Origin of the sequence: Stenotrophomonas maltophilia (genome assembly GCF_900186865.1) — a bacterium.
GTDB lineage: Bacteria > Pseudomonadota > Gammaproteobacteria > Xanthomonadales > Xanthomonadaceae > Stenotrophomonas > Stenotrophomonas maltophilia.
The window spans coordinates 3,133,980-3,155,668 of sequence record NZ_LT906480.1 but is presented as its reverse complement, the minus strand read 5'-3'; the positions used below and the strand labels follow the sequence as shown (position 1 = coordinate 3,155,668).

Here is a 21,689-nt window from a genome sequence, read left to right as displayed (position 1 = left end):
GGGCCAACAAGGTCACTGGCCAATGTCCTTGAGGACGAAGGCTTGCTCCGCTTCCGTCTTGGCTTTCCGAAGAGCGGCGGCCTTGTGCGGGGGCGCGCCAACAGCCTTCTCAAGCTCTTTGAACACCAATCCGGCCCGCTCTTCGATCATCTGCTTGGCACCCTTCATCGCCTTGAGGCGCTGGGCAACTTCGGGAGCGCTGCGCTCGTTCCAGAAACGAACATAGGTCTGCTGGAAGTTCGCATCGAGGCCGGACAGATATGGCGGGGCACCCAGAAGCGCCGCGACTGAAGTGTGGTCACCCTCGTCAATGGCTTGCTGGATGAACTTGTGGCGCTGTTCGCTGGGCAGGTTCTTGGCGTAGGCGCGAATCTCAGCGCTGACGCTCTGCGCTGCCTTGGATTCAAGTGGCGTTGCAAGCTGCTGCTCCAGCATCGCAATACCCTTCTCCAAGTTCGAGCGGGTTACGTCGAAACTTTTGGTGATACGAGCGAGGTGCTTTTGCGCGAAGTCGTCCGTGTGAATGATCTGATGCGCTTCATTCCAAGTCGGATTGGTTTTGGCTTTCTCCCGCGCCTCATGGACAGCACGAATGCCTTCATAGGCGGTGCTGAACGCGGTCATGGTGGGCGCGAGATACGGCGCGGTCTGCTCGTCAAAGCCGTCAATGCTTGCGACGTTGTCGGGGTGCAGCGTGGGCGTGATACGGGCATCAATTTCGGTAGGCATGTGCAAACTCCTTGATAAAAGGCGCGTAACTGGTACGCATTGCTTACATGCTGGGAAATATCAGCGAAGGTCCGCAAGGAATATTTATTTAAAACAACGCTCTACAGTTCAAGAACAAACTGGGAACAAGTAATTGGGCGTTATTCGTTCGGCATCAAAGGCGCTGTCGGGTGCATCCAAAAAGTCGTTGCCGAGTCTCGGAGATGCGTCTTAGCGTTGCCCCATCTACAACCCGCACAGGAGCAACGACGATGGAAGCCAAGACCTACACGAACCGGAACAACGCCCGCCGCGCTGGTGTTGCCGCAGGGGTGCCCGCTGAACTGGTGGAAATCACCGTGCATAAGAACGGCGACGAGGTGCGCTTTGGCTGGAAGGCGAAGCAGCCGCCCGCAAGCGCTGCGCAGGGTGCGGCCAGTACCCCAGCGGCGACCGCTACCGAAAGCGAGCCTGTAGCGCCCGCTGTCGCCGTGCAGGGGGTGACCACAAGCAAGGCGAAGAAAGCAGCCGCCCCGAAGGTGGAGCGTGAAGAACGCAACGGCGTCAAGCGCCCGCGTGCGGGTGGCCTGTGCGCTGCGGTCTGGGCGTGGCTGGACGCGCACCCGGGCGCAACGATCAAGGACGCGAAAGCTGCCGCCACTGACCACGGTTGGAACGAGAACAACGTGGCCTGCGAGTTTTACGTCTGGAGGCGATTTAACGGGCTGTCACGCGCCACCGCTGCAATTGGGTGACCACGGGCAACACACCAAAACGGCGACCGACCAGCACAAGGCCGCTTTGGCATGTGGGACGCCGCCGCTTTGGTTTGCTGTGTTGCCCTAAGGGAATTACACAGCAACACGGCAAAAACCGTGTTTGCATGTGTTCCCTTCCTTGCTGTGGTAACACACCACCAACACACCAAAAACACAGCAACACACCAAGGCCGTTTAGGCCTGCTGCGGTAGCTCCATCGGTCGTAGGAACTGCCGTGCGCCGCCTTGGCCGGTTGTGGTTAGTTTCTCGTCCATCAGCCGGTTGTCAGCCTTCAGCCGCGACACGGCGGCGCGCAGCCTGCTCTGTGAGCCAACCAGCTTCATATGAATAAGGTCGTTCTGGCTGTACTTCTTGCCGTGTAGGTATTCCTCGCGCACGAACTGGAAAATCTTTTCCGCATCTCTGTCAATCACAGCGCCAGCACCTTCGGTCGCTGCAACAGCGTCAAACCGCTCAAACAAATAGCCGCGCCTCTTGAGATAGACGTGGGGCTGTGGTGCGCACCATGTCATCTTTGGCCGCGCAAGCACGAACCCCGAATCGTCGTCCGTCAGTTCGTCGCCGGTTGCTTCCGTCCATGCTTCGTGGTCAAGCCGCTGAAGCACATGCACCATGCGCGCCCCGTCTGCCAGCGCGCTGCCGCCGCGCCCGCTGTACTGGTCTAGCGACGCATCCCGCGCGTTCGCCTTGCCGGTGTGATGAACGTAGAGCACCGCGCACCGCAGTTCGTTCTTGATCCGCCGCGCGGCATCAATCAGACCCTGCTCAGAATCGTTGATACGGCTTTCACCGACGCCGAACGACACCATTGGGTCAATGATGATTAGCGACGGGTGCAGTTCGGAGGCATTGACGACGAATCGGTCAAGGAGCTTGCTCGGTGCCACCACATCCTTTTCCACTGTGGTGAGTTTGAACCCTTTGCCTGATACGTCTGTGATATTCACTTCTTCACGGACTTGCCGTTCCTCGTCCTGCGACAGACGAAGTTGCTGGCACATGTGCCGCAGGCGGGCAACCAGCGTTTCACGGCTGTCCTCTGCTGTGAGAATGATGACCGGGCCGGGATTCAGCACTCGGTGACCGAACAGATCGCGCCCAAGCACGATATGGATGACCTGAAACAGCAGCAGCGTCGTCTTGCCCGTGCCGCCCGGTGCGACGAATACGCCAACGTCCTCGTGGAACCAGTCTTCCACAATGGCAGGCTGTGCAACCCGTGCATGCCACCACTCTTCGGTTGATATTGCGGCACCGAGCTTGAATAGCTCCGTTTGTGCCCGCTGCGCCCTGCGCTCCACCTCGTCAAGGAAGCTACTGGCAAAGCCTACGTTATCTTTCCAAAAGAACCCTTGGCTTTCGGGGCTGCTGGGCGGCTGTGCGGCGGCTGGGGCCACGTTTGCATGTTGGCCGCCGTTACCCCATTGGCCCGCATGCTGGCCGTGCTGTAGCGGCGGCTGTGCCGCCTGCAAAATATCAGAGCCGCCTGAACCGGCATGTCCTACAGTGTGTTCGTCCATTGCAGTTGTTCCTCTTCAAAGCTCGCCTGACCCGCGAGCTTTTTTCTTGATGAAGTTACGGTGGGCTTGCCAACGAGGGTGCGGGGTGGGCACGTTGCGCGGCTGCATTGGGTTTTCGTCGCCATGAACGTCAAACAGCTTGTTTGGCGTTCGGCGCGTAGGCGCTGGTACTGCGGAAGGATTGCTGCTCCAACCACTCGTCAATATCGGAATCCCGATAGCGGATGGGAGCCTGCTTTGAATCGCCCAGCTTGATGAACTTCGGGCCTTTGCCCTTGCCCCGCCAGATTTCGAGGGTGTTGGGCTTGATCTTGAGCCGCTTGGCAGCTTCTTTGTTAGTGCGCAGGTTCGGGTCGAGCGCGGAAATTGTGGTCATGGCAAGTAGTCCTCAGACTGAGCCTTGCCAGCGCATGCAATAGGGAGCGTCAGGCAAGGCGAATGCTTGCCGTCATTTATGTTGTCACCTGCCCGACGGGATGGGGTGTCCGGGTCCTGGGAGGCTGGTTACTCTTGCTCCACCGGCTAACGGAGACAGATATTTAGGTGCCCCGTCTCCGGCACCGAGCCGCCCCGCGTTGCACGGGGCTGGCTAAGTTGGCGCAACTATAACGCAGCTTTACGCTAAGTGTTTGATATTTTTAACTGTTTAGCTTTCTGAACAGTCGTTTAAGGCCGCTGCCTGCTGCTCAATCCAGTCGGATATGCGTTGCGTTTCAGGCTTGAGATATTGCAGGTGCGAAGTCTCAAGGTAGTGGCGTGCGGTTACACCCTTGGGCACATGGTTCGTCAGCAATTCGACCTTGTGCAAGTCGATGCCGCAATTGGCGATGCCGATGGTCGTAAAGGTGCGGCGCAGGTCGTGCGGCGTGATCTTCGTACCTGCCGCCTCGCTAACCTTCTTCATGGTGTCGCGCGGGTCTTTGATGTGTCCAGCCTTGCCCCAGGACGAGAACACGAACGGGCTACCTTTGACCCGCTGGCGCGTGGTCAGCAACTGCACCGCCTGCGTGGATAGCGGCAGCCATACGGGGTTGCTGTTCTTCGGGTCGGGTATGTGAATCCAGCCTTCCTCAAGGTTGACCCTGTCCCATGTCAGTTCGCTGCACTCGCCAATCCGCAGGCCGGTGAGTATGAGCAGCATCACGAGGTCGATGCTTGCCAGCGTGTCGCGGTTGTAGGCTTGGTCGCGGGCATGGGTAAGGAATGACCACACCGCGCCGACCTTGCTATCCGGCACGCGGCTGGTGCGGGGCTTGAGCGGCACCCACTTCTTATAGAGCACATCGACGGGGTTATCCGTCAGAACTGGCGACCCGTCCGGCTCGCGGTATTCACGGATGGCGTAGTTGAACAAGGCGCGAAGCACCGCCATTGACTGGTTCGCCTGCGCTGGGGCTGGCCCATCGCCGCGCGTGCCGTTGTTTTTGATGTCGTTGAACCGCTTCGTGACCATCTCGCGGTTGATGTCCCTGAGCGGCTTCTTGAGCCATGCCTCAAAGGTTGTGGTCACATGGCGTTCAATCTCGGCCTTGCTGCTGTCCTTCAAGGGGCGGTCGCGCTTGTAGGCGTCGGCCACGTCGCGGAGGGTCACGCGCTGGGCTGCTTCCTTCTTGGCGACGGCGCGCGGGTCGATGCCCATGCGCATGCTGCGCAGGTGCTCGCGCGCAACATCACGGGCTTGATCGACGGTGAAGACCCCATGCGGGCCGATACTGATGCGGGGCGAACTGCCATTGACGCGCCCCTGCACGATGTAGGTGATCTTGCCGGTAGGAGTGACCCGAAGGCCGAACCCCTTGAGCGAGTCGTCCCAGTGGAACGCCTCTTTGTCAGCGGGCGCGGTGATCTTGTCGATGTAGTTCTTCGTCAGCTTAGGCATATAGCGCCTCGCTGACTGGTGCGGTTGTGGTTACTATCGTCACGTTGGCTTCCTTCGTACTTAAGGGAGTTGACCACGCGGTCGGGACTGTTGGCGCAGTCGCCGGCCGCATCTTTTCAGGCGCTCATAAGCAGTTCGTAAGCGCCACAGGTAAAGTTACGACAAGTTCCACAAAACAAAAAGCGAACGCAACTCATTGACCTGTAAAGGTGCGTATGGCTTACTAAAGAGGCGCACAGTTGCGCAGAGTCTGGGTGCGGGAAACTTGAAAACCGGCGAAGGGTTAAACCTTCCGTGGGTTCGAATCCCACTCTCTCCGCCATAACGCGAACGCCCCGGAAGGGGCGTTTTGCATTTCGGACAAGGTCCACTTGAACGCCCGCACAGCGGGTTGCAAGAGATTCCACGGGCCCATTCCTAACGCCCACCCTTCGGCTTGTTATGGCACAACGGGTAACTGGAGCACGACCGGAACGCCCCATGCGGCCCATTGCGGTCCACGAACACGCCGACCTTGCACACCGGGCAGCGTTCTTCGTGGATGGCCGCGCCTGAAATCGCGGTCACTTCCACCGCGCCGTCCTTCACCAGCTCGTCCAGGAACGGCGAACGCTTCCCCTGTAGGGTGAACATGGCCACCGAGCGTCGCGCACGCGTCAGCGCGACATAGAACAACCGCCGCTCTTCGCTCAGCGGGTAGGTATCACCCTCCGGCATTGCCAGGGAAAGCACCGGGTCATCCGAGCGCAGGCTCGGGAAGCTGCGGTTGATCATGCCCGGCAGAATCACGTAGTCCGCCTCGCATCCCTTCGACCGATGGACCGTGAGGAACTCCACGTCCATCGTGCTGCCGAAGGCAGTCTTCCAATCCGGTGGTACCGCGCTGCGATCGGCGCGATACCGCCCCAGGATGAATACAGTCACGCGCCCACTGCGGCCCTGCGGCATCGCGCCTGACAACAGCTGCTGATGCAGCCTGGCGAGGTACTGGCGAACGCCATCCTGCAGCTCCTCGCGACGATTCATCTGGAACGCTTGCAGCACTGGCCCCATTGCCGGTGCGGCAGAACGAACCGCCTTGGCAATCTGCGCTGGATTCCGGCTGACGAAACGGCTGGACGCATGGCAGAGCGCCTGGGGGCAGCGGAATGTCTGCTCCAGTTTCAGCACTTGGCCATGACCCATCCACTCGCGGAATCCGGTCATCACCGAAACGTCGGCACCGGCGAAGCGATTGATCGATTGCCAGTCATCGCCCACCGCAAACAGATAGCGGCCGGGGCGGCTGACCAAGGCACGGCAGAGCCGGGCGCGGGCGCGCGAGGCATCCTGGAATTCGTCGGCCATCACCAGTTCGTAGGGCGATTCATAGCGGCCCTGTTCCAGCAGTCCGGCCGCCATGTTGAGCATGTCTTCGAAATCGATGCCGTGCTCGTCAGCCAGTGCGTTGTCCCAGGCCTGGAAAACAGGGCTGGCGATTTCCAGGAAGCGCCGATGCCGTTCCTTGAACTGGTCTTCGGGCATCTGTCGCAGGCGCTCCGCCATATCGTCCAGCGTCAGGCAGTTGCTCTTGGCATGGGCAATGAAGGTGCGCATCAGCCCGATCAGGTCCGCGTCCGGCATGGGCTTTGCGCCTTGCTCGGGCAGCTCGCGGTCGGGGTTGGGGTCGAGTTCGACACCGGACTCGCCAAGCCTCTCCGCAAGATCCTGCAGGGCATGTCCACTGCGCAGACCAAACGAAGTGGTTTCGACAAGGGCGGTGCCGCGTGCCGCATGCTGCTGGCGCTTCCAGTGCATGCCATCGGCGTAATGGGCGAAGTGCGGCGGCGGTTGGCCATCGGCATCCAGCGTAAAGTGCTCGTGATACATCCGGGCGTCCGGGTAGTAGAAGTCCGGGCGATAATGGCGATGGGTGTCCGTCGCAGTATCGAACTCGTAGCGTCGCTCGTAGTCGTACGTCACGCCGTTGTAGAACAGCCAGTCGGCGATCACGCATTCTTCCAGGCTCTTCACCCGCTCACCCTGCAGGGTGCGGATGTAGGGCGTGCCATCGCGGTCGTAGCCATCGGCCTCCATTTCCGCGCCGAATGCCGGCAGGTCGCGCCCGAACACCAGGCGGAACATGTCCCACTGGGTGCGGAAGTGGATCGAGCGATCCTTCAGGTCGTCCACCAGTTCGGCCAGCTTGTTGAAGCCCAGCGTGGCGTCAATGGCCCATTCGGGGATGTCGGGCTTGCGGCCGGTGGCCTTGGCGATGATGGCCAGGCCCAGGGCGTGGAAGGTCCGGGCCTCAACCACGGTGTTGCCCATGCCGAGTCGATCGAAGGTTCGCTGCGCACGCTCCTCCAGTTCCTTGGCAGCATCCTTGTTGAAGGCGAGCATCACGATGCGTTCGGGCTCGACAAAGCCGCGGTCAATGGCATAAGCGGCCTTGGCGACCATCGTGGAGGTCTTGCCGGAGCCGGCCGCGGCCACGACCTGCACCCGATTGTCGAAGCAGATGACGGCGCGGGCCTGTTCCTCTGTCAGCGGCTTGCTCTCGACCTGGCCCAGGAAGCCCTTGGCCAACACCAGCTCGCGCAGGGTCATGGCCTCATTGGCTTCGGCCCAGGCAGCGGGCCAATCCAGGTTCCAGTCGCGCAGGGCGTCCAGCGCTGCGCGATGGCTGTCCGCATGCAGATCTTCATGCACGTCTTCATCGCGGAACAGCTGCTCCAGCTCAGGCGGCTGCAGGGGCAGGTCTGAGCGCTTAGCCAGCAGCGCCTGCTGCTGCTCATGGGTGATCCAGCGGCGGCCGGCACTGCCACGATCAATGAGGGCATCCGCGTCGCTCAACCAGGACTGGATCTGCTCCAGAATCGTGTCGAACAGGGCCTTGCGTCCGCGCGTGGTTCGCGCAAAGAGCAGGTGCTGCAGGGCCCCCGCAAGCCGGGACGCTGGTCCGTTGGGGAGCCCGTCCACGCACAGCCCGGCAGCATCGCCGGTCTGCAGTTCGACCCGTGACCAGCAGACCCCTCGATGGACCTGCACCTGCTGATCATCATCCACGCGCAGCCGGTACTGCTGGCCGGAGACACTGAGTTCAACGTACTCGCCATCAAGCCGCAGCGACCAATGGGGCGAACGGGTCACGCGTCGGCCCCAGCCCGAAGGGCGCCATTCCATAGACATCCAGATACTGCCCCGCAAGCCTCAGTGGGGCGTACAGCGCCCCCAGGCCCACATGATAAGGGCCCTTGAAGATGCGTGCGTCCTCGCTCGCGGGCAAGGCATCACTCGTAGGCGCGATCCTGCTTCGTCGGCGGTACTTCCACCACATCACCGCGTCGGATCAGCTCGTCCAGATCCACCGCCGAAGCGGCCAGGGCATCCTGCGCATCGAAATCCCACTTGTCCTTGTACTCGCGTGCCAGCAGGTCGCAGACCGCTTTGGCACGCGGATAGGCATCGTCCTTGCCCTCGTTCTGCTTCAGCGCATCGCGATGGATCTGGCACAGCATGAGCTGGTGCGCATCCTCGGCGCGCTCGCGCTCCCAGGTGATGTCGGGCAGGCCCGAAAGCGCAGCGGCAAGTGCGAACGCGGTCATTGGCATGTCGGGTGTCCAGGCAGCGATGGGAACCCGAGCGTATGCGAGCGGCAGTGGCTTGGGGACACCACCGCCCGCGTCGTTTCACTGCATGTTCACCATTCGCCGCAGCATGGAAGCTGCATCAGATGCAGTTGATCCAGACTATCTCCTCACGCATTCACATTCACCACAATCCGCCCACGCACCTTGCCCGGGATGATCTGGTCGTAGACGTCCAGCACCTCGGCAAGCCCGATCAACTGCACGGTACTTTCGAGCTTCTGCGGATCCAGGTCGGTGGCAAGCCGGTCCCACGCGCGCTGTCGGATGTCCTGCGGCGCATTCACCGAATCCACACCGGCAAGCGTCACGTTGCGGAGAATGAAGGGCAGCACCGAGCCATGCAGCTCATCACTCTGCGCCAGCCCGCAGGCGGCCACGGCGCCTCGGTATTTCGTCTCGGCAATGGCGTTGACGAGGGTAGGGCCACCGGCCACATCCACCACCCCGGCCCAGCGTTCGGCGCTCACCGGCCGCTCGCGCGGTTCTGAAAGCCGCGCGCGGTCGATGATCTCGGCGGCACCCAGGCTGTGCAGATACTCGGCGTGTTCAGGTCGCCCAGTGGCAGCCACCACGCGATAGCCCAGCTTTGAGAGGATCGCCACCGCGATCGAACCGACGCCACCGTTGGCGCCGGTCACCAGCACATCGCCCTTTTCGGGCGTCAGCCCCGCATGTTCGAGGGCCAGTACGCACAGCATGGCGGTATAGCCTGCGGTACCGATGGCCATGGCGTCGCGGGTGCTGAAGTTGCCCGGAATCCGGTTGAGCCATTCGCCCCGCACGCGCGCGCGCTGGGCCAGCCCGCCGTGATGTCCCATGCTCAGGTCCCAGCCATTGAGCACAACGCGGTCGCCTGGCTGGAAGTCGGCTCTACTGGATTCCAGCACCACACCTGCCAGATCGATGCCGGGAATGAGCGGGAACGTCCGGATGACCGGACTCTTGCCGGTCAGGGCGAGCGCATCCTTGTAGTTCAGCGTGGAGTACTCGACGTCCACCAGAACGTCGCCGTCCATCAGATCGGCTTCATCAAAATCGACCAGCTCGGTCGAAACCTGGTTGTTCGTCTTGCGGGTGAGCAGTGCTTTGAACGTCATGCTGGGCCTCACATTCAAGGAATGGGGTCATGCTAGGCTCGCACCGTTATCGCAACAAGAACGATGATTTTCCGTAGGTACTATGGTTTTCCGGAGTATGCATGCGTAGCAGGCGTTGGGACGGCAAGAGCGGTTGCGCGGTGGAAGTCACGCTGTCGGTGATGGGCGGCGTGTGGAAGCCGATCATTCTGTTTCACCTGATGACAGGCAAGCGACGCTTCATGGAGCTGACGCGGCGTGTGCCCAACGCCACCCAGTCCATGCTGACCAGCCAGCTGCGGGAACTGGAGGCTGACGGCGTGGTGATCCGCCACGTGTACCCGGAAGTGCCGCCGAAGGTGGAGTACGAGCTTTCCGAATTCGGCCGCACGCTGGTGCCGGTGCTGCTTGCCATGCGCGAGTGGGGTGAAACCTATCGCGGCCATAAAGGCACGGACAGCAACGGCTGAGACCTGGAGTGGAGTGCCGAAGCAGTATCCGCAGTACTGCCGGCAGCGTATGTGGAGCGCCGCCTGGTTCCATGAAGGGCTGCGATGCGGTTCCTGTTCCGTGGACGCCCGGTTGCCTATAGTGACGCTGGAACCCTGCAATGGAATGCCCATGCACGTGATGTCCCCCAGCCGGTGTCTGACGCTTGCACTTGCCGTTGCAGTGAGTGCCGGCGCCTGTGCGCGGCCACCGTCCAACGAACACGAAAGGAATCCCGCCATGTCCGGCGCAACCCAGACCGGCCGCACGATCAACGGCCACACCTATACCGATGCGCCCGTGGACGTGAAGCTCGGGCCGAATACCTTCCGCATTCCAGCCAACTACCGGGACAGCCAGATCGCACCGTGGCCGGGCGAGGGCGTGACGCTGGTCATCGAGTGGCCGGACATGAAGCCGACACCGCCGGGTGCGCGGGCGAATCCGCGTACGAATGATTTCCGGAAGGAGATTCCCATTCGGATCAACTACGTCGATCGCGTTCCCGTCGAAACACTGCTTTCAAGGCTGTCGTCAAATGAAGCCATCACGGAGGAGGGCTCTGTGGAAAGGGAGGATCCCAGGGACCGTCTCGATCAACGCGTTGCAAAGCCGCAGACCTTGGGCCTGACGCCCTATGCAATCGATGAAGCGAAGATGGTGGTGTACGCGAAGAAGTATGAGGCGCGGTACGGGAAGCCGCCTGTGCGCAATCCCGCCTACGAGAGAGACTGGTACATCGCACGCCAGGGCGATGGTCGGATCAGCTCGTTCATCAAATGTGACGGCGAGGAATTCCGACGCGACGGCGTGCGGCTGGAGGGGCGCGAGGTGATCAGTGAGCCCGGGGAAGTGGCAGCGGGCTGCGTTCATTACTTCGTGGACATCGACAACAAGCTGTCCGTCAGCCTGGACTACAAGAGAGCGTTTCTGAAGGACTGGAAGCGCATGGAAGAGGCCGTCAGGGACGTCATCGCGCGCACCCGGTCCAAGTGATCGGTGATTCAAGGAAGAGAAGGGGTAGGGTATGAGTGGATTGACCGAGCGAGATCTGAGCGTCCTTGGCAGCTACGCCAGAGACGGTAACCGCGAGCTTTACTGGAACTACCTGTCGCAACTGCCGGGAGCCGATGGATACGGGACACTGGCACTGGGTGTTGTACGCAATGACAGCCTGCCGGGACGCGTCGCGAACGTGTATGCACAAAGCTACGCGAAGACTCAGCAGGACGAGGGATCCCGGTTTCCAAATGCACAGTTGACGGAGCGGCAATGGGAGTCCTTTGGGCAGACCCTGCTCGAAAGAGATCTTGAGTTGCGGCAGCAGTGGATGAACGAGCGCCGCCCAGACCTGGCACTGAATCTTCCCGGCAAGGATGTAATGCTGGCTCACGATCGGGCATTTGAACGGCATGAACTCGATCCCAACTGCTGGACGCCGCGCGTGTTGCTGCAGGCGGCTGAGCAGAAGAGCGGCCCCGCGAAGCTGGAACAGATCTGGACCAACATGCTCAACAATGACTACGCCGGAGGCCCGCGTGTAGGCAACACCAGCGTCGATGCCATCAGCCAGATGGGATGGACGAAAGGCGGCCAGTACCTCACCCGGTTGAGCGTGCTGGAAGCCACCCAGGCCCTGGAAGGGCGCTCGGCGGTCGATCCGAACGTCATCGGTGGCAACAGCTACTACGCGATGTACTTCGAGGCGGACAGGAAATGGGCCAGCATCAGTGCGGGCGGCGGTCACATGTCGCTGCGCGAGATCACCGATCCCTCACGTATCGCCGAACTCAACGACGCGCGCGAGGTTCGTCTGGAGCGCCTGGAGAAGCGAACCCAGTTCCACCCGGACGACCCGTATCGGACCATTACCCGCAGCCCGCTTACCGCAGCCGTGGACGACGTGCCGGATCCCTCACAGGCGCCGACCCGTCTGGCCGACATTGGTCCTGGCCACCGTGAGTACACATTGCTGCAGCAGGTGCGCGAAGGCGTGGCCGCGATCGATGCCAGCGCGGGGCGTACCCACGATGAGAACAGCGAGCGTCTTGTGGCGAGCGTGATGGCCTTGGCCCGCCGCAACCAGCTTGAACGCGCCGATCACGTGCTGCTGAGCGCCCAGACGGGCGACGCTCCCGCAGGGCGGAACGTGTTCGTGGTGCAGGGCGAGATGACCGACCCCGCCCACCTGCGCGTTTCAATGCCCACGGATATAGCAGTACAGACGCCGGTTACGCAGTCGTTGCAGCAGATGAAAGCGGTCGACCTGGAGCGCCAGCAGACTGCCGGGCAACGCCAGCAGGAAATTGATGTGCAGGCGCGCGAGAACCATGCGATGCGGATGGGATGAAATCACACCGCCAGTCGCGTATGGAACCTTTTCAGTAGTAAGGCGCAGCGCCTGCCAGCCAATGCCAGCCCCCGAAATGGGGGCCGGCACGCATCACGGCAGTGCGTGGCTTACGGGATGGTGCAGCCGCTGTTCCGCAGGCAACGAGCAAACGCCGGGTAACAGACCTTCTCGCCATTACCCGCCGCCAGGCACGCGTCATACGCGGTGTAGCAAGGGGTACAGCGGGACTGCGCGGAGGCACTGCCGATTCCCAGGGTCAGTGCAGCAGCCGCGATAGCAACAGACAGCTTGAATCCAATCTTCATGCTTCACTCCGTTGATAGCCCTCCTTGGGCAACGGCAACGCTACAGGCGGAGGAGATCGTGCACAAGTGACTGGAAGTGCCGACGGTTTCGGACACGCGTGGGCCAGTGCCAGGCAACGATCTGCTTGCCGGCATTGGATCAGCGCTAAAAGTGCTTCCGGTCAGAAGCTGTAGGCCGCCTGCACATACACCCGCCGTGGCTCGCCGGGGAAATGCCCGTTGCGTTCAATGAAGCCACTGGCCGCGTACACCTTGTCGAACAGGTTCTTGACGTTGGCCTGGAACTGCCACTGCCTCCACGTGGTCTTCCAGCTCATGTCGAACACGGTGTAGGCCTTGACTGTCTGCCCATCCAGGCTGACGCGCTCGCCGACGTGATCGGCGCCAAAACCGATGGCGGAGTTGATCGCCGGCAGGTCATAGCGCGTCCACAACCCCAGCTTGTTGCGCGGCGCATTGGCGAATCGGTCGCCTGAGGCGTTGGTGATGCCATTCGGTCCGGCGTCCTTCACCCGCGCATCGTTGTAGGCGTACGTCAGATTCAGCACCCAGCGCTCGCTGAGGTCGGCCAGCAGGTCAAGCTCCATGCCGGTGCTGCGTACCAGGCCCAGCGCGGCCAACTGGTTCACGCCACCGATCACCTCGCCGGTGGCCTGCACGATGTTGCTGCGGTCGATCCGGTAGACCGCCATGTTCAAGGCCACACGGTCGGCCAGCAGCGACTTCATGCCTACTTCCCACTGCTTGCTGCGCTCGGCATCGAACGGTCCGCCAGCGGCCGGGTTCTGGTTGGCGGCACTCTGCGGCACGAAACCACTGGCGACGTTGGCGTAGACGTTCAGGCCCTCGCGCACGGTGAACGTGCTGCCCAGCCGCCAGCTGAGATCGTTGCCATCCACACTGTTGCCAGTGATGCGATCCTCATCCTTGAAGCCATCCCAGCGCAGCCCGGCCAGCACATGCCAGCGTGGGCCCAGTGCCAGTTCGTCCTGCAGATAGCCGCCATGGCGCTTGCTGCGGGTGGACGTGCTGCGCCAGGGCAGGGCCGCCAGGTTGTAGTCGTGCCAGGTACTGGCGCCGTACATGGGATTGAACAGGTCGATGCCGCGCACCGGCCCGGCGCCACGCGCAAGGTCAGCGCTGTTCGCGGTCTGTGCGGTGAAATCCGCATCCAGCTGGTACACATCGGCGCCGAACAGCACCTTGTGCTCAACCGTGCCGGTGGCCACCCGCCAGACGGCATTGCCGTTGGCAGTGAATGCTTCGTTGTCGCGGATCTGGTTGCGCAGCTGGCGGGTCATCCACTCGGCCACGCCATCGCGGTCACGATCGATCAGGCCCATCGGCTCGTGGTACATCTGGTGTTCGTTGTTGCTGAACCAGCGGGCGGCGAAGTCCAGGTCCAGAGTGTCGCTCGGCGCGAAACGATACTGCGCCAGCGCCACCTTGGCGCGCATGTCGAGGAAGTCGCTGGCCTCGTTGTGGTTCCAGCGGCGGTCGGTCAGGAACGTGCCTGCATCGTTGACCGGCACGCCGCGCAGGCGGTTGCCGCCAAGGTTCTGGGTAATGTCGGTGAACTGCAGCACCAGTTCGCCGGTCTGGCCGACGTCGAAGGCCAGCGAGGCATCGCCGATCACGCTCTCGCTGTCGGTATTCCAGCGCACGCCCTGTTCACTGTCGGCATAGAGCCCGGCGCGATAGCGCACGCTGCCGGCGGCATTCAATGGCCCGGTACCCTCGATCGATCCGGCACGGAAGTCCTTGTCGCCCAGCTGGACCTCGATGCGGCGTTCGGCGCTGGCTTTCGGCTTGCGGTTCACGTAGTTGATGACACCGCCCGCATCACCCCCGCCATACAGTGCACCTGCCGGCCCCTTCAGCACTTCCACGCGCTCGATGTTGAACAGCTGCGGCACCGAAAATCCTGCATACGGGTCACCGCGCAGACCGTCATACAGCACGTTCTCCTGGCGGAAGCCGCGCAGGGTCACCCCGGCATAGCTGAAATAGCTGATGCCGCTGATGCTGCGATAGAGATCGGTCACCTGGCGCGCGGCCTGGTCGTCGATCAGTTCACGCGGGATGACCTGGATCGACTGTGGGACCAGTTCCAGCGGCGTATCCGTGCGGGTACCGACCGCGGCATCGTCTACCCGATACAGTGTCTGTGCGCGTCCGCGGACTTCGACCTTGTCCAGATCCCTGGGTGCGGCAGCGGAGGGCTCAGCTGCATGCGCAAGGGTCGCCACGTGCAGGGTCAGTGTCAGGCACAGGGTGCGTTGCAGGGGCATGGGCAGGGGCATTGGGGAGGGGCATTGGGGAGGGGCACGTGTCTGCAAATGAGAAAGATTAGCATTTGCGATACTTCGGCGCCTATTCCCCGGATGCGCTATGGACGCGCGCCGGGGTCCGTATACGGGGTGCCCGCCAAGGCCACCAGTACCCCGGTGGCACCGCGCACGATCAGCTGCCGCATGGCCTCACGCGGGTCCTCGCCCTCCAGCTGGCTTGCCAGTCCTTTCTCATAGGCCGCCACCATCGACGCCAGCAGCATGGCCGCGCCCAGTCGCGCTTCGGCGTCATGTTCGGGCCGGCCGACAGCGTGGGCCATCAATCGCGCCAGATCGTCAGTCAACTGCGCCTGCAGCCGTCGCGCGTGCGCGACCAGTACCGGGCTCTCCGCCACGGTGCCCCAGAAGGCGACAGCGCCGGCATTGATGCGCAGCAGCGGATGGCCAGCCTCCAGCAGCTCACGAACGAGCGACTGGAAGGCCGCGAGCGGGGTCAGGCCGCTGCGCGCCATCATGCCCTCGCGCAGCAGCGTGCGCGCCTCCTCATCCCGGTCGAACACCAGGTCTTCCTTGCTGGCGAAGTAGTTGAAGACCGTCTTGCGTGAGACGCCCGCGGCTTCGGCGATCTCGGACATGGAGACGGCCTCGAAGCCGCGCCGGATGATCAGCTCGGTGGCGACGTCCGAAATCGTTTGTCGAGTCACGGCCTTGCGTTGTTCGCGGCGGCCAGGAGGCGGGGTCATGGGCGGTTCACTTGTGAAAACGTACACCGAGTGTAACATTTGATCCGCCAGAGCGCCGACCCGGCGCTCACAAGGAATCTCGATGCTGTACGACGTCGTCATTGCCGGTGCTGGCCCGGTTGGCCTGTTCCTGTCCTGCGAACTGGCCCTGGCCGGGTGTTCGGTGCTGGTGCTGGAGCAGGCCGGGTCCGCCGGTTCGCCGTTGAAGCGCCTGCCATCCGGGCTGCGCGGCCTCAACGCCCCCACGCTGGAGGCACTTGATCGGCGCGGCCTGTTGGACGCGGTCGCCGCGACGCAGGTGCTCAAGCCCGACAAGGGCGCGCCGCCGCCCGGCACCGCTCATTGGCTGGCGCAACCGCGGGCGTTGGGCGGCCACTTCGCCGGAATACCGTTTGCGTTGGACGACGTCGACCACACGCGCTGGACCTGGCGCCTGCCGACGCCGGTGGGCACCCAGATGGCGGTGGAATTGCAGGCCCTGGAAACGGTGTTTGCCGAACGTGCGACTGCGCTGGGCGTGCGCATCGAACGCGGGCGTGTGGTACAGACGGTGGATGCGCACGAGGCGCAGGTTGCCGTGCACACCGGCTCCGGCAGGGTCCACGGCCGCTGGCTGGTCGGTTGTGATGGGGCCCGCAGCACGGTACGCAAGCAATCGGGCTTCCTCTTCGCTGGAACCGGGCCAGAGTTCACCGGTTACACGCTGCTGGTCGAACTGGCAGATGGGTGTGTACTCACACCAGGCCGACAGTTCACCGATCACGGGATGTGCAATTTCAACCCGCCAGGCATGCTGGCGCTGGCCGATTTCGATGGTGGCGCCGGCCATCGCACGCCACTGGACCGGCACACCGCGCAAGCGTTGCTGCGGCGGGTGTCTGGCCGCGAGGCAACGATCACCGCATTGCACCTGGCCACGACATGGACCGATGCTGCGCGCCAGGCGACGGCCTATCGCAGCGGACGTGTGCTGTTGGCAGGTGATGCCGCGCACATGCATTCGCCGTTGGGCGGCCAGGGACTGAACCTCGGCATCGGCGATGCGATGAACCTCGGTTGGAAGCTGGCCGCCGTGGCGCGGGGCAAGGCCGATGAGGCGCTGCTGGACAGCTATCAGGCTGAGCGCCATCCGGTGGGCGCCAAGGTGCTGGACTGGTCGCGCGCGCAGGTTGCGCTGATGCGACCCGGGGCCGGTTCGCGCGCGCTGGCAGCGATCATGGCCGACCTGGCCGGCACCCGCGATGGGGCCACGTATCTGGCCGAGCGGATCTGGGGTGTTTCGCAGCAGCTGGATCTTGACGGAGACCACCCGCTGGTCGGCAGGAGCGCGCCGGACTTCCGGTTGGTCGATGGCCGCCGCCTGGGCGAACTGCTGAGAGCGGGGCAGGGGGCGCTGCTTGTTTTCGACCCGGCGTCTTCGCCACCGCAGCATGGCCAACGCTGGCAGCCTTCCATCGCCTGCGCCGCAGATACCGGGGATGTGGCGTCGGGCCTGGGGGCGGTGCTGGTGCGCCCGGATGGCATCGTTGCCTGGGCCTGTGGCACACGGGGGGATATGTCCGGCCTCGATTCAGCGCTTGCTTCCTGGACCGGTCCGATCCGGTGATCTGCCCGCTAATGCGCAGTCACCATCGTCTGCGAGCGACAGCTGGCCTCGGTCATCACCAAGGCCAGCTGCTTCAGTGAGTAGGGCTTGCGCAGCAGCGTGAAACCGTGGCCTGGATCGCGGGCCAGCAGTTCGCTGTAGCCACTGGTGAGAATGATCGGAAGATCGGGCAGGCGGCTGCGGATGGTGCGGGCCAGATCCAGCCCATTGGTCCCGGGCATGACCACGTCGCTGAACACCACGTGGAAACGCGCAGCGTCGCGCTCGAGCTCCGCCAGTGCTTCGTCGGCATTGCGCGCGAGTACGACGTTGTACTCAAGCTCGCGCAGCGCACCGACTGCAAATTCGGCCACATCCACATTGTCTTCCACCACCAGCACGCACAATCCGTGACCATGCAGCAATCCCGGTTGCGCGGTCGGCAGCTCGATGGAGGCGTTAGCCTGCGCCAGCGGCAGATACAGCGTGAAGCGCGTACCGACACCGGCCTGGCTCTGTACGTCCACTTCGCCCTCGGACTGCTTGACGAAGCCGAACACCTGGCTGAGGCCAAGCCCGGTGCCCGCGCCCACTCCCTTGGTGGTGAAGAATGGCTCGAAGATCCGGTCCACCACGGACGGATCGATACCGGCACCGGTGTCGCTGACGCTGATCGCAGCGAAGTTGCCTTTCATCGGCGCCGCGAACCGCACGGAAGGCACCGATGTCAGCTGTTCCACATCGATCGTCACCTTGCCGTGGCCGTCGATGGCGTCGCGCGCGTTCACCGCGATGTTGATCAGTGCGGTGTCGAGCTGGGTCCGGTCCAGCAGCACCGGCAACGGGGCGTCGGGCAGGTTCACCGACACGGAGATGCGTGCACCCAGCACTGTGGTGATGATGTCTGAAAGCGCGCGTACGCTCTCGCAGAGGTCGAATACCTGCGGCGACAGGCTCTGCCTGCGCGAGAACGCCAGAAGCTGGGCGGTCAGGCGAGTGGCGCGGTCAGCGGCGGTTTCGATCGCCTGTACATAGCGCAGGCGCGCATCTTCGGCCGGCCAGGTATGCAGCAGCATGTCCACGGAACCGGTGATGACCTGCAGCAGATTGTTGAAGTCGTGGGCAACGCCGCCGGTCAGCTGGCCGATGGCCTCCAGCTTCTGCGACTGCCGCAGCTGTTCGCGGGCGCGTACCAGTTCAAGATGGGCCTCGCGTGCCTGCTCGGTGATGGCCGCCACCTGGCGGGTGTGCCGGTCGCGTTCGATCACCCGTTCGGTCTGCTCGCTGACCATGCAGATGATGCCGGCCACGCCTCCGCAACCGGCACGCAGCGGCGAGTAGGAGAACGTCCAGAATGTCTCGCGCAACGTGCCATCACGGTCCATCATCAACGGCATGTTCTTGAAACTGCGGCTTGTACCGCCGAAGGCGTCGTTGACAGCATCGACGACGTCGACCCAGACGTCCGCCCAGACGTCTTCCAATCGGCTGCCCATGGCGCCGTGCAGCTTGCCGCCCAGCATCGGCAGGTAGGCATCGTTGAAGAAGAACGCCTTGTTGTCGCGGCCCCATGCGATCCACAGCGGCTCCGGAGAATCCAGGATCATCGCCAGCAGAGCGCGAAGTTCGGGAGGAGCGTTGGTCGCGTCGGCGGAACGGGCCCAGTCGCTGTCCTGCAGCAGTCGGTAGGCGAGTTGATCGGGTGCCGAGACAGGAAGGGGGAAGGGATGCATGGCCGTGCGCGAAGAAAGGTGCCGCAGCTTAGCCGAGGTGATGTCATTGCGCCCTGCACAGTTCCTTTGCCCCGGCCGTCATCGGCCCTTCGGGCGGACGAGGTGGCTCACGGGGCGGCCTCTGACTGCACCATCATCCCTGCGCCAACGGCCTGCGTCGTGGCACCGTCGTATTGCAGCCTCAGACACCCAGAAGCGAATTCACCTGCCAATCGGCAACCCGCGCATGGCTCACCGCCTGATGACTGCCGCATCCGTCGCAGCGGAACAAGGCGCCGCCCGGCAGCTGGACCAGATTGTCTTCGCTGGCCGAGCGGGTTTCAGAGCAATGCCGGCAGATGACAGTGAGCGCCGTAATGCGCTCCACCCCGCCAGACAGGTCGAACACAGCTTCAAAGGCATGGATGACAGGGTGACCAGTGGCCGGCATCGGGAAAGTCGTCGTGATGGGGAGGCCTTATCCTGCCCCCCCGATCGTGACGGGCTGGTCATCCGCATGCATTGGAACGATCAAGATGCCCGGCGGCTCAGAGATCCTTCTTCTTGCCGCTCAGGTCGATCGGCCTGTCACTGCCCTTGCGCTCGCTCGACCACACTTCCATGCTCTTGTTGCAGCGGCTCTCGCGGGCAGCCACTTCGGGCGGCAGGTCCTTCAGATGCGGCGACTCCTGGCAGGCCTGGTGCATGTTGCTGTCGTCATACGTGGCACAGGCGCTGAGCGTGGCCAGGGCAAAGGCGGTGAGGGAGGCGCGAAGCAGGGGCTGCAGGATCATGGGGAGGTCTCGGGTGGTGCCGGGCTGGCCATGGAATTCAAATCCGTGACCCCGGGCACGAGCAATCCGTCCAACCGCACTTGTTATTCTGTAACAGATGCGCGATAGTCCGGCGCCTGCTGCTGTCAGGCGACGCAGATCATCAGGATCATGCTCAGCGCCAGCATCAGCACGAATACGCGCCGGCTCAGCGCAAGGCAGGCCAGGCAGGCGGCCAGTGCCCAGGCAGCCAGCAGCGCGCAGGCCAGCAGCCACAGCCCGATCACGATCAAGGATCCGGTCGCCAGCGCCGACAACGCGATGGCCTTGTACAGAGCCACGCCCAACACGCTGCCGAGCACGCCCGCCTGCAGGGCGATGGCATCGTGATGTGCGGGGGCAGGCGCGTGGAGCATGGTGGCTGGATGGTTCCAAGCGTGAGCGGCGCGCGTACTGTGCCCGAACATACATCCACGCCATGTGTACTTCGCCGACGGCGCGATCAGTGACGGCGGCGCGACAGCAATAGCCCAATGCCCACCACGGGCACGATCCCAAGGATCGGTGCTTTGTACAACGGCCAGCCATGCAGTACGCCCGTGATCACCAGTGCCGCCGTCGCCAGCAACAGGCCCGCACCCCAAACGCGTGCGGGCCAGGCACCGAAGAAGTGGCGACGTTGCGGAGCCGCGGCAGCGTTGGCGGGCCGATCTGCGAGCGCCTCTGCCAGTGCGTCCCGGAAGGTTGGGAAATCATGCATCGATGCCCGCGTGCGCTGCAGCAGCACGCTCGGTCCATCGATCAGGATCAGATCGACATGATCGTCCAGGTTGTAGGACCGGATCTGCTTGAACGGGAGAGGAGGACGGTGCTGGAATACCAGACGATCCTGTTCCAGTACCACCCGGTCCCGTTGTGGGGAATAGACAACGAAGCCGAGAATCAGCGGCGACAGCGTGAAAATCGCTGCCGCGCCCAGTGCCGGAAGCGGCCCAAGTTCGGGTGCGACGGCAAACAGGAGTATTGCCAGTGGTCCGGCTCCGGCGGCAACGATGGCGTACTGGTGATAGCGCCTGAAGATGCGTACTTCGCTGCCGATTTTCCGCGGCCGGGCGGGGAGACGGGAGCGGGCGGTGGGTGACTTCATGGACTGCGTTCGATCACGGCTTTCCGGCAAGAAAGCGTGGCGTCGCGTTGCAATGAAGTCCATACAACTATTTCGAATCCACCCTTGCTGGACCCCTGTGTGAGTCCTCGTGCGCCTTCGCCCACGCATCTGCTCAGTCGAACTCGCCCTCGGCCGATTCCAACCGCTGCCGGTACGCCGCCCGATGCTGGTACAGGCGCTGGCACTCGGCGGACCGGTGGATCCGGCTGGCCGGTTCGTTGGCCACGGCGTCGCACATCCTTGCGATGTGGTTGTTGGACGCCAGTTCTGTCACGAAGAACACGGCGGTGATGCCGGTACCCAGCAGCACGACATAGAGCAGGCGGCTGAGCCAGCGCGTGCGCTTGCGCTCGAAGTGCTGCTGGAGGGTCAGGTCGAAGCGGATGATGCTGAGCACGATCCAGATGATCGCGACCAGGAAGCAGAGCGTGGGCAGCAGGCCTCGCCAGAGTCCTGCTTCGTACACCGACTCGCTGTAGTGAACTGCTGCCCCGGCACCTGCGATGGCGATCGCCAGCGCCCAGTTACGGCCCAGCGAGAGCAGGTCATCGAGCAGCTTCTCGCGGTTCCTGGTCGATCCTGCTGCCACGTGGGCTCCATCTCCATGCTGCGACCGGCGGCGGAACTGCCGCCGATCCTGCAGATGGTGGAGCATCGCTGCGGCGATGAGAAGAC

At 63.1% G+C, this 21,689-nt stretch carries 21 protein-coding genes; 5 read left to right on the top strand and 16 right to left on the bottom strand.

All coding sequences use genetic code 11. The features are described from left to right. Positions 1-12 precede the first annotated feature (12 nt). A complete protein-coding gene (locus CKW06_RS15045; protein WP_004083494.1) occupies positions 13-729 on the bottom strand; it encodes a hypothetical protein in 717 nt (238 codons plus the stop codon). A gap of 251 nt (positions 730-980) precedes the next feature. Here CKW06_RS15045 and CKW06_RS15040 point away from each other — a divergent pair, with 251 nt between their 5' ends. Beyond that, positions 981-1,463: a hypothetical protein gene (locus tag CKW06_RS15040; protein ID WP_024956400.1), complete on the top strand. Its 483-nt coding sequence runs from the start codon at positions 981-983 to the stop codon at positions 1,461-1,463. 198 nt (positions 1,464-1,661) lie between these two features. Here CKW06_RS15040 and CKW06_RS15035 read toward each other — a convergent pair whose 3' ends face one another. The 6 genes from CKW06_RS15035 to acuI form a co-directional block, all read right to left on the bottom strand. After that, positions 1,662-3,008, bottom strand: a complete 1,347-nt coding sequence (locus tag CKW06_RS15035; RefSeq protein WP_032963212.1) for an AAA family ATPase — start codon at positions 3,006-3,008, stop codon at positions 1,662-1,664. 130 nt (positions 3,009-3,138) lie between these two features. Beyond that, entirely contained in the window at positions 3,139-3,384 is a 246-nt protein-coding gene (locus CKW06_RS15030) for a helix-turn-helix transcriptional regulator (protein ID WP_024956402.1), read from the bottom strand. 270 nt (positions 3,385-3,654) lie between these two features. Beyond that, complete coding sequence (locus CKW06_RS15025; RefSeq protein ID WP_024956403.1) at positions 3,655-4,887, bottom strand: tyrosine-type recombinase/integrase; 1,233 nt, start codon at positions 4,885-4,887, stop codon at positions 3,655-3,657. A gap of 417 nt (positions 4,888-5,304) precedes the next feature. Beyond that, positions 5,305-8,052: a UvrD-helicase domain-containing protein gene (locus CKW06_RS15020; protein WP_024956404.1), complete on the bottom strand. Its 2,748-nt coding sequence runs from the start codon at positions 8,050-8,052 to the stop codon at positions 5,305-5,307. A gap of 107 nt (positions 8,053-8,159) precedes the next feature. Then, positions 8,160-8,480: a hypothetical protein gene (locus CKW06_RS15015; RefSeq protein ID WP_005410147.1), complete on the bottom strand. Its 321-nt coding sequence runs from the start codon at positions 8,478-8,480 to the stop codon at positions 8,160-8,162. Positions 8,481-8,626: 146 nt separating this feature from the next. After that, the gene (acuI, locus tag CKW06_RS15010) at positions 8,627-9,616 is read right to left on the bottom strand and encodes an acrylyl-CoA reductase (NADPH) (protein ID WP_024956405.1); all 990 of its coding nucleotides are present in this window, start codon (positions 9,614-9,616) and stop codon (positions 8,627-8,629) included. 101 nt (positions 9,617-9,717) lie between these two features. Here acuI and CKW06_RS15005 point away from each other — a divergent pair, with 101 nt between their 5' ends. From CKW06_RS15005 to CKW06_RS14995, 3 genes are all read left to right on the top strand, one after another. Further along, positions 9,718-10,065 (top strand): winged helix-turn-helix transcriptional regulator, encoded by a 348-nt coding sequence (locus CKW06_RS15005; RefSeq protein WP_005410145.1) that lies wholly within the window; start codon positions 9,718-9,720, stop codon positions 10,063-10,065. A gap of 151 nt (positions 10,066-10,216) precedes the next feature. After that, positions 10,217-11,080 (top strand): Smlt3025 familytype IV secretion system inhibitor, encoded by an 864-nt coding sequence (locus tag CKW06_RS15000; protein WP_032963213.1) that lies wholly within the window; start codon positions 10,217-10,219, stop codon positions 11,078-11,080. Between the two features lie 31 nt (positions 11,081-11,111). After that, positions 11,112-12,434, top strand: a complete 1,323-nt coding sequence (locus CKW06_RS14995; RefSeq protein ID WP_024956407.1) for a Smlt3024 family type IV secretion system effector — start codon at positions 11,112-11,114, stop codon at positions 12,432-12,434. A gap of 110 nt (positions 12,435-12,544) precedes the next feature. Here the strand turns inward: CKW06_RS14995 and CKW06_RS14990 are convergent, their stop codons facing one another. The 3 genes from CKW06_RS14990 to CKW06_RS14980 all read right to left on the bottom strand — a co-directional run bounded on the left by CKW06_RS14990 (position 12,545) and on the right by CKW06_RS14980 (position 15,776). Continuing rightward, positions 12,545-12,742: a hypothetical protein gene (locus CKW06_RS14990; protein ID WP_005410142.1), complete on the bottom strand. Its 198-nt coding sequence runs from the start codon at positions 12,740-12,742 to the stop codon at positions 12,545-12,547. Positions 12,743-12,903: 161 nt separating this feature from the next. Next, positions 12,904-15,045: a TonB-dependent siderophore receptor gene (locus CKW06_RS14985; protein ID WP_038646177.1), complete on the bottom strand. Its 2,142-nt coding sequence runs from the start codon at positions 15,043-15,045 to the stop codon at positions 12,904-12,906. An 86-nt stretch (positions 15,046-15,131) separates the two neighbouring features. After that, on the bottom strand, positions 15,132-15,776 hold the full coding sequence (locus CKW06_RS14980; RefSeq protein ID WP_024958237.1) for a TetR/AcrR family transcriptional regulator: 645 nt from the start codon (positions 15,774-15,776) through the stop codon (positions 15,132-15,134). An 82-nt stretch (positions 15,777-15,858) separates the two neighbouring features. On the opposite strand from CKW06_RS14980, the gene CKW06_RS14975 reads away from it, so the two are divergent. Further along, positions 15,859-17,382 carry an FAD-dependent monooxygenase gene (locus tag CKW06_RS14975; RefSeq protein ID WP_024958238.1) on the top strand — a complete coding sequence of 508 codons (1,524 nt, stop codon included), beginning with the start codon at positions 15,859-15,861 and terminating at the stop codon, positions 17,380-17,382. Positions 17,383-17,390: 8 nt separating this feature from the next. Here the strand turns inward: CKW06_RS14975 and CKW06_RS14970 are convergent, their stop codons facing one another. The 6 genes from CKW06_RS14970 to CKW06_RS14945 form a co-directional block, all read right to left on the bottom strand. After that, the gene (locus tag CKW06_RS14970) at positions 17,391-19,094 is read right to left on the bottom strand and encodes a hybrid sensor histidine kinase/response regulator (RefSeq protein WP_024958239.1); all 1,704 of its coding nucleotides are present in this window, start codon (positions 19,092-19,094) and stop codon (positions 17,391-17,393) included. Positions 19,095-19,275: 181 nt separating this feature from the next. Next, positions 19,276-19,524 carry a hypothetical protein gene (locus CKW06_RS14965; RefSeq protein ID WP_005410137.1) on the bottom strand — a complete coding sequence of 83 codons (249 nt, stop codon included), beginning with the start codon at positions 19,522-19,524 and terminating at the stop codon, positions 19,276-19,278. Positions 19,525-19,621: 97 nt separating this feature from the next. Beyond that, a complete protein-coding gene (locus tag CKW06_RS14960; RefSeq protein WP_024958240.1) occupies positions 19,622-19,867 on the bottom strand; it encodes a hypothetical protein in 246 nt (81 codons plus the stop codon). Positions 19,868-19,992: 125 nt separating this feature from the next. Then, complete coding sequence (locus tag CKW06_RS14955; protein WP_005410135.1) at positions 19,993-20,262, bottom strand: hypothetical protein; 270 nt, start codon at positions 20,260-20,262, stop codon at positions 19,993-19,995. An 86-nt stretch (positions 20,263-20,348) separates the two neighbouring features. Then, on the bottom strand, positions 20,349-20,993 hold the full coding sequence (locus CKW06_RS14950; protein ID WP_012480650.1) for a hypothetical protein: 645 nt from the start codon (positions 20,991-20,993) through the stop codon (positions 20,349-20,351). 133 nt (positions 20,994-21,126) lie between these two features. Then, a complete protein-coding gene (locus CKW06_RS14945; protein ID WP_005410133.1) occupies positions 21,127-21,603 on the bottom strand; it encodes a membrane protein in 477 nt (158 codons plus the stop codon). Positions 21,604-21,689 lie beyond the last annotated feature (86 nt).

Excerpts from the sequence above, each read along its gene's own strand:
- CKW06_RS15045 (WP_004083494.1), bottom strand. The coding sequence starts at position 729 with ATGCCTACCGAAATTGATGCCCGTATCACGCCCACGCTGCACCCCGAC.
- CKW06_RS15040 (WP_024956400.1), top strand. The coding sequence starts at position 981 with ATGGAAGCCAAGACCTACACGAACCGGAACAACGCCCGCCGCGCTGGT.
- CKW06_RS15035 (WP_032963212.1), bottom strand. The coding sequence starts at position 3,008 with ATGGACGAACACACTGTAGGACATGCCGGTTCAGGCGGCTCTGATATT.
- CKW06_RS15030 (WP_024956402.1), bottom strand. The coding sequence starts at position 3,384 with ATGACCACAATTTCCGCGCTCGACCCGAACCTGCGCACTAACAAAGAA.
- CKW06_RS15025 (WP_024956403.1), bottom strand. The coding sequence starts at position 4,887 with ATGCCTAAGCTGACGAAGAACTACATCGACAAGATCACCGCGCCCGCT.
- CKW06_RS15020 (WP_024956404.1), bottom strand. The coding sequence starts at position 8,052 with ATGGAATGGCGCCCTTCGGGCTGGGGCCGACGCGTGACCCGTTCGCCC.
- CKW06_RS15015 (WP_005410147.1), bottom strand. The coding sequence starts at position 8,480 with ATGCCAATGACCGCGTTCGCACTTGCCGCTGCGCTTTCGGGCCTGCCC.
- acuI (WP_024956405.1), bottom strand. The coding sequence starts at position 9,616 with ATGACGTTCAAAGCACTGCTCACCCGCAAGACGAACAACCAGGTTTCG.
- CKW06_RS15005 (WP_005410145.1), top strand. The coding sequence starts at position 9,718 with ATGCGTAGCAGGCGTTGGGACGGCAAGAGCGGTTGCGCGGTGGAAGTC.
- CKW06_RS15000 (WP_032963213.1), top strand. The coding sequence starts at position 10,217 with ATGCACGTGATGTCCCCCAGCCGGTGTCTGACGCTTGCACTTGCCGTT.
- CKW06_RS14995 (WP_024956407.1), top strand. The coding sequence starts at position 11,112 with ATGAGTGGATTGACCGAGCGAGATCTGAGCGTCCTTGGCAGCTACGCC.
- CKW06_RS14990 (WP_005410142.1), bottom strand. The coding sequence starts at position 12,742 with ATGAAGATTGGATTCAAGCTGTCTGTTGCTATCGCGGCTGCTGCACTG.
- CKW06_RS14985 (WP_038646177.1), bottom strand. The coding sequence starts at position 15,045 with ATGCCCCTGCCCATGCCCCTGCAACGCACCCTGTGCCTGACACTGACC.
- CKW06_RS14980 (WP_024958237.1), bottom strand. The coding sequence starts at position 15,776 with ATGACCCCGCCTCCTGGCCGCCGCGAACAACGCAAGGCCGTGACTCGA.
- CKW06_RS14975 (WP_024958238.1), top strand. The coding sequence starts at position 15,859 with ATGCTGTACGACGTCGTCATTGCCGGTGCTGGCCCGGTTGGCCTGTTC.
- CKW06_RS14970 (WP_024958239.1), bottom strand. The coding sequence starts at position 19,094 with ATGCATCCCTTCCCCCTTCCTGTCTCGGCACCCGATCAACTCGCCTAC.
- CKW06_RS14965 (WP_005410137.1), bottom strand. The coding sequence starts at position 19,524 with ATGCCGGCCACTGGTCACCCTGTCATCCATGCCTTTGAAGCTGTGTTC.
- CKW06_RS14960 (WP_024958240.1), bottom strand. The coding sequence starts at position 19,867 with ATGATCCTGCAGCCCCTGCTTCGCGCCTCCCTCACCGCCTTTGCCCTG.
- CKW06_RS14955 (WP_005410135.1), bottom strand. The coding sequence starts at position 20,262 with ATGCTCCACGCGCCTGCCCCCGCACATCACGATGCCATCGCCCTGCAG.
- CKW06_RS14950 (WP_012480650.1), bottom strand. The coding sequence starts at position 20,993 with ATGAAGTCACCCACCGCCCGCTCCCGTCTCCCCGCCCGGCCGCGGAAA.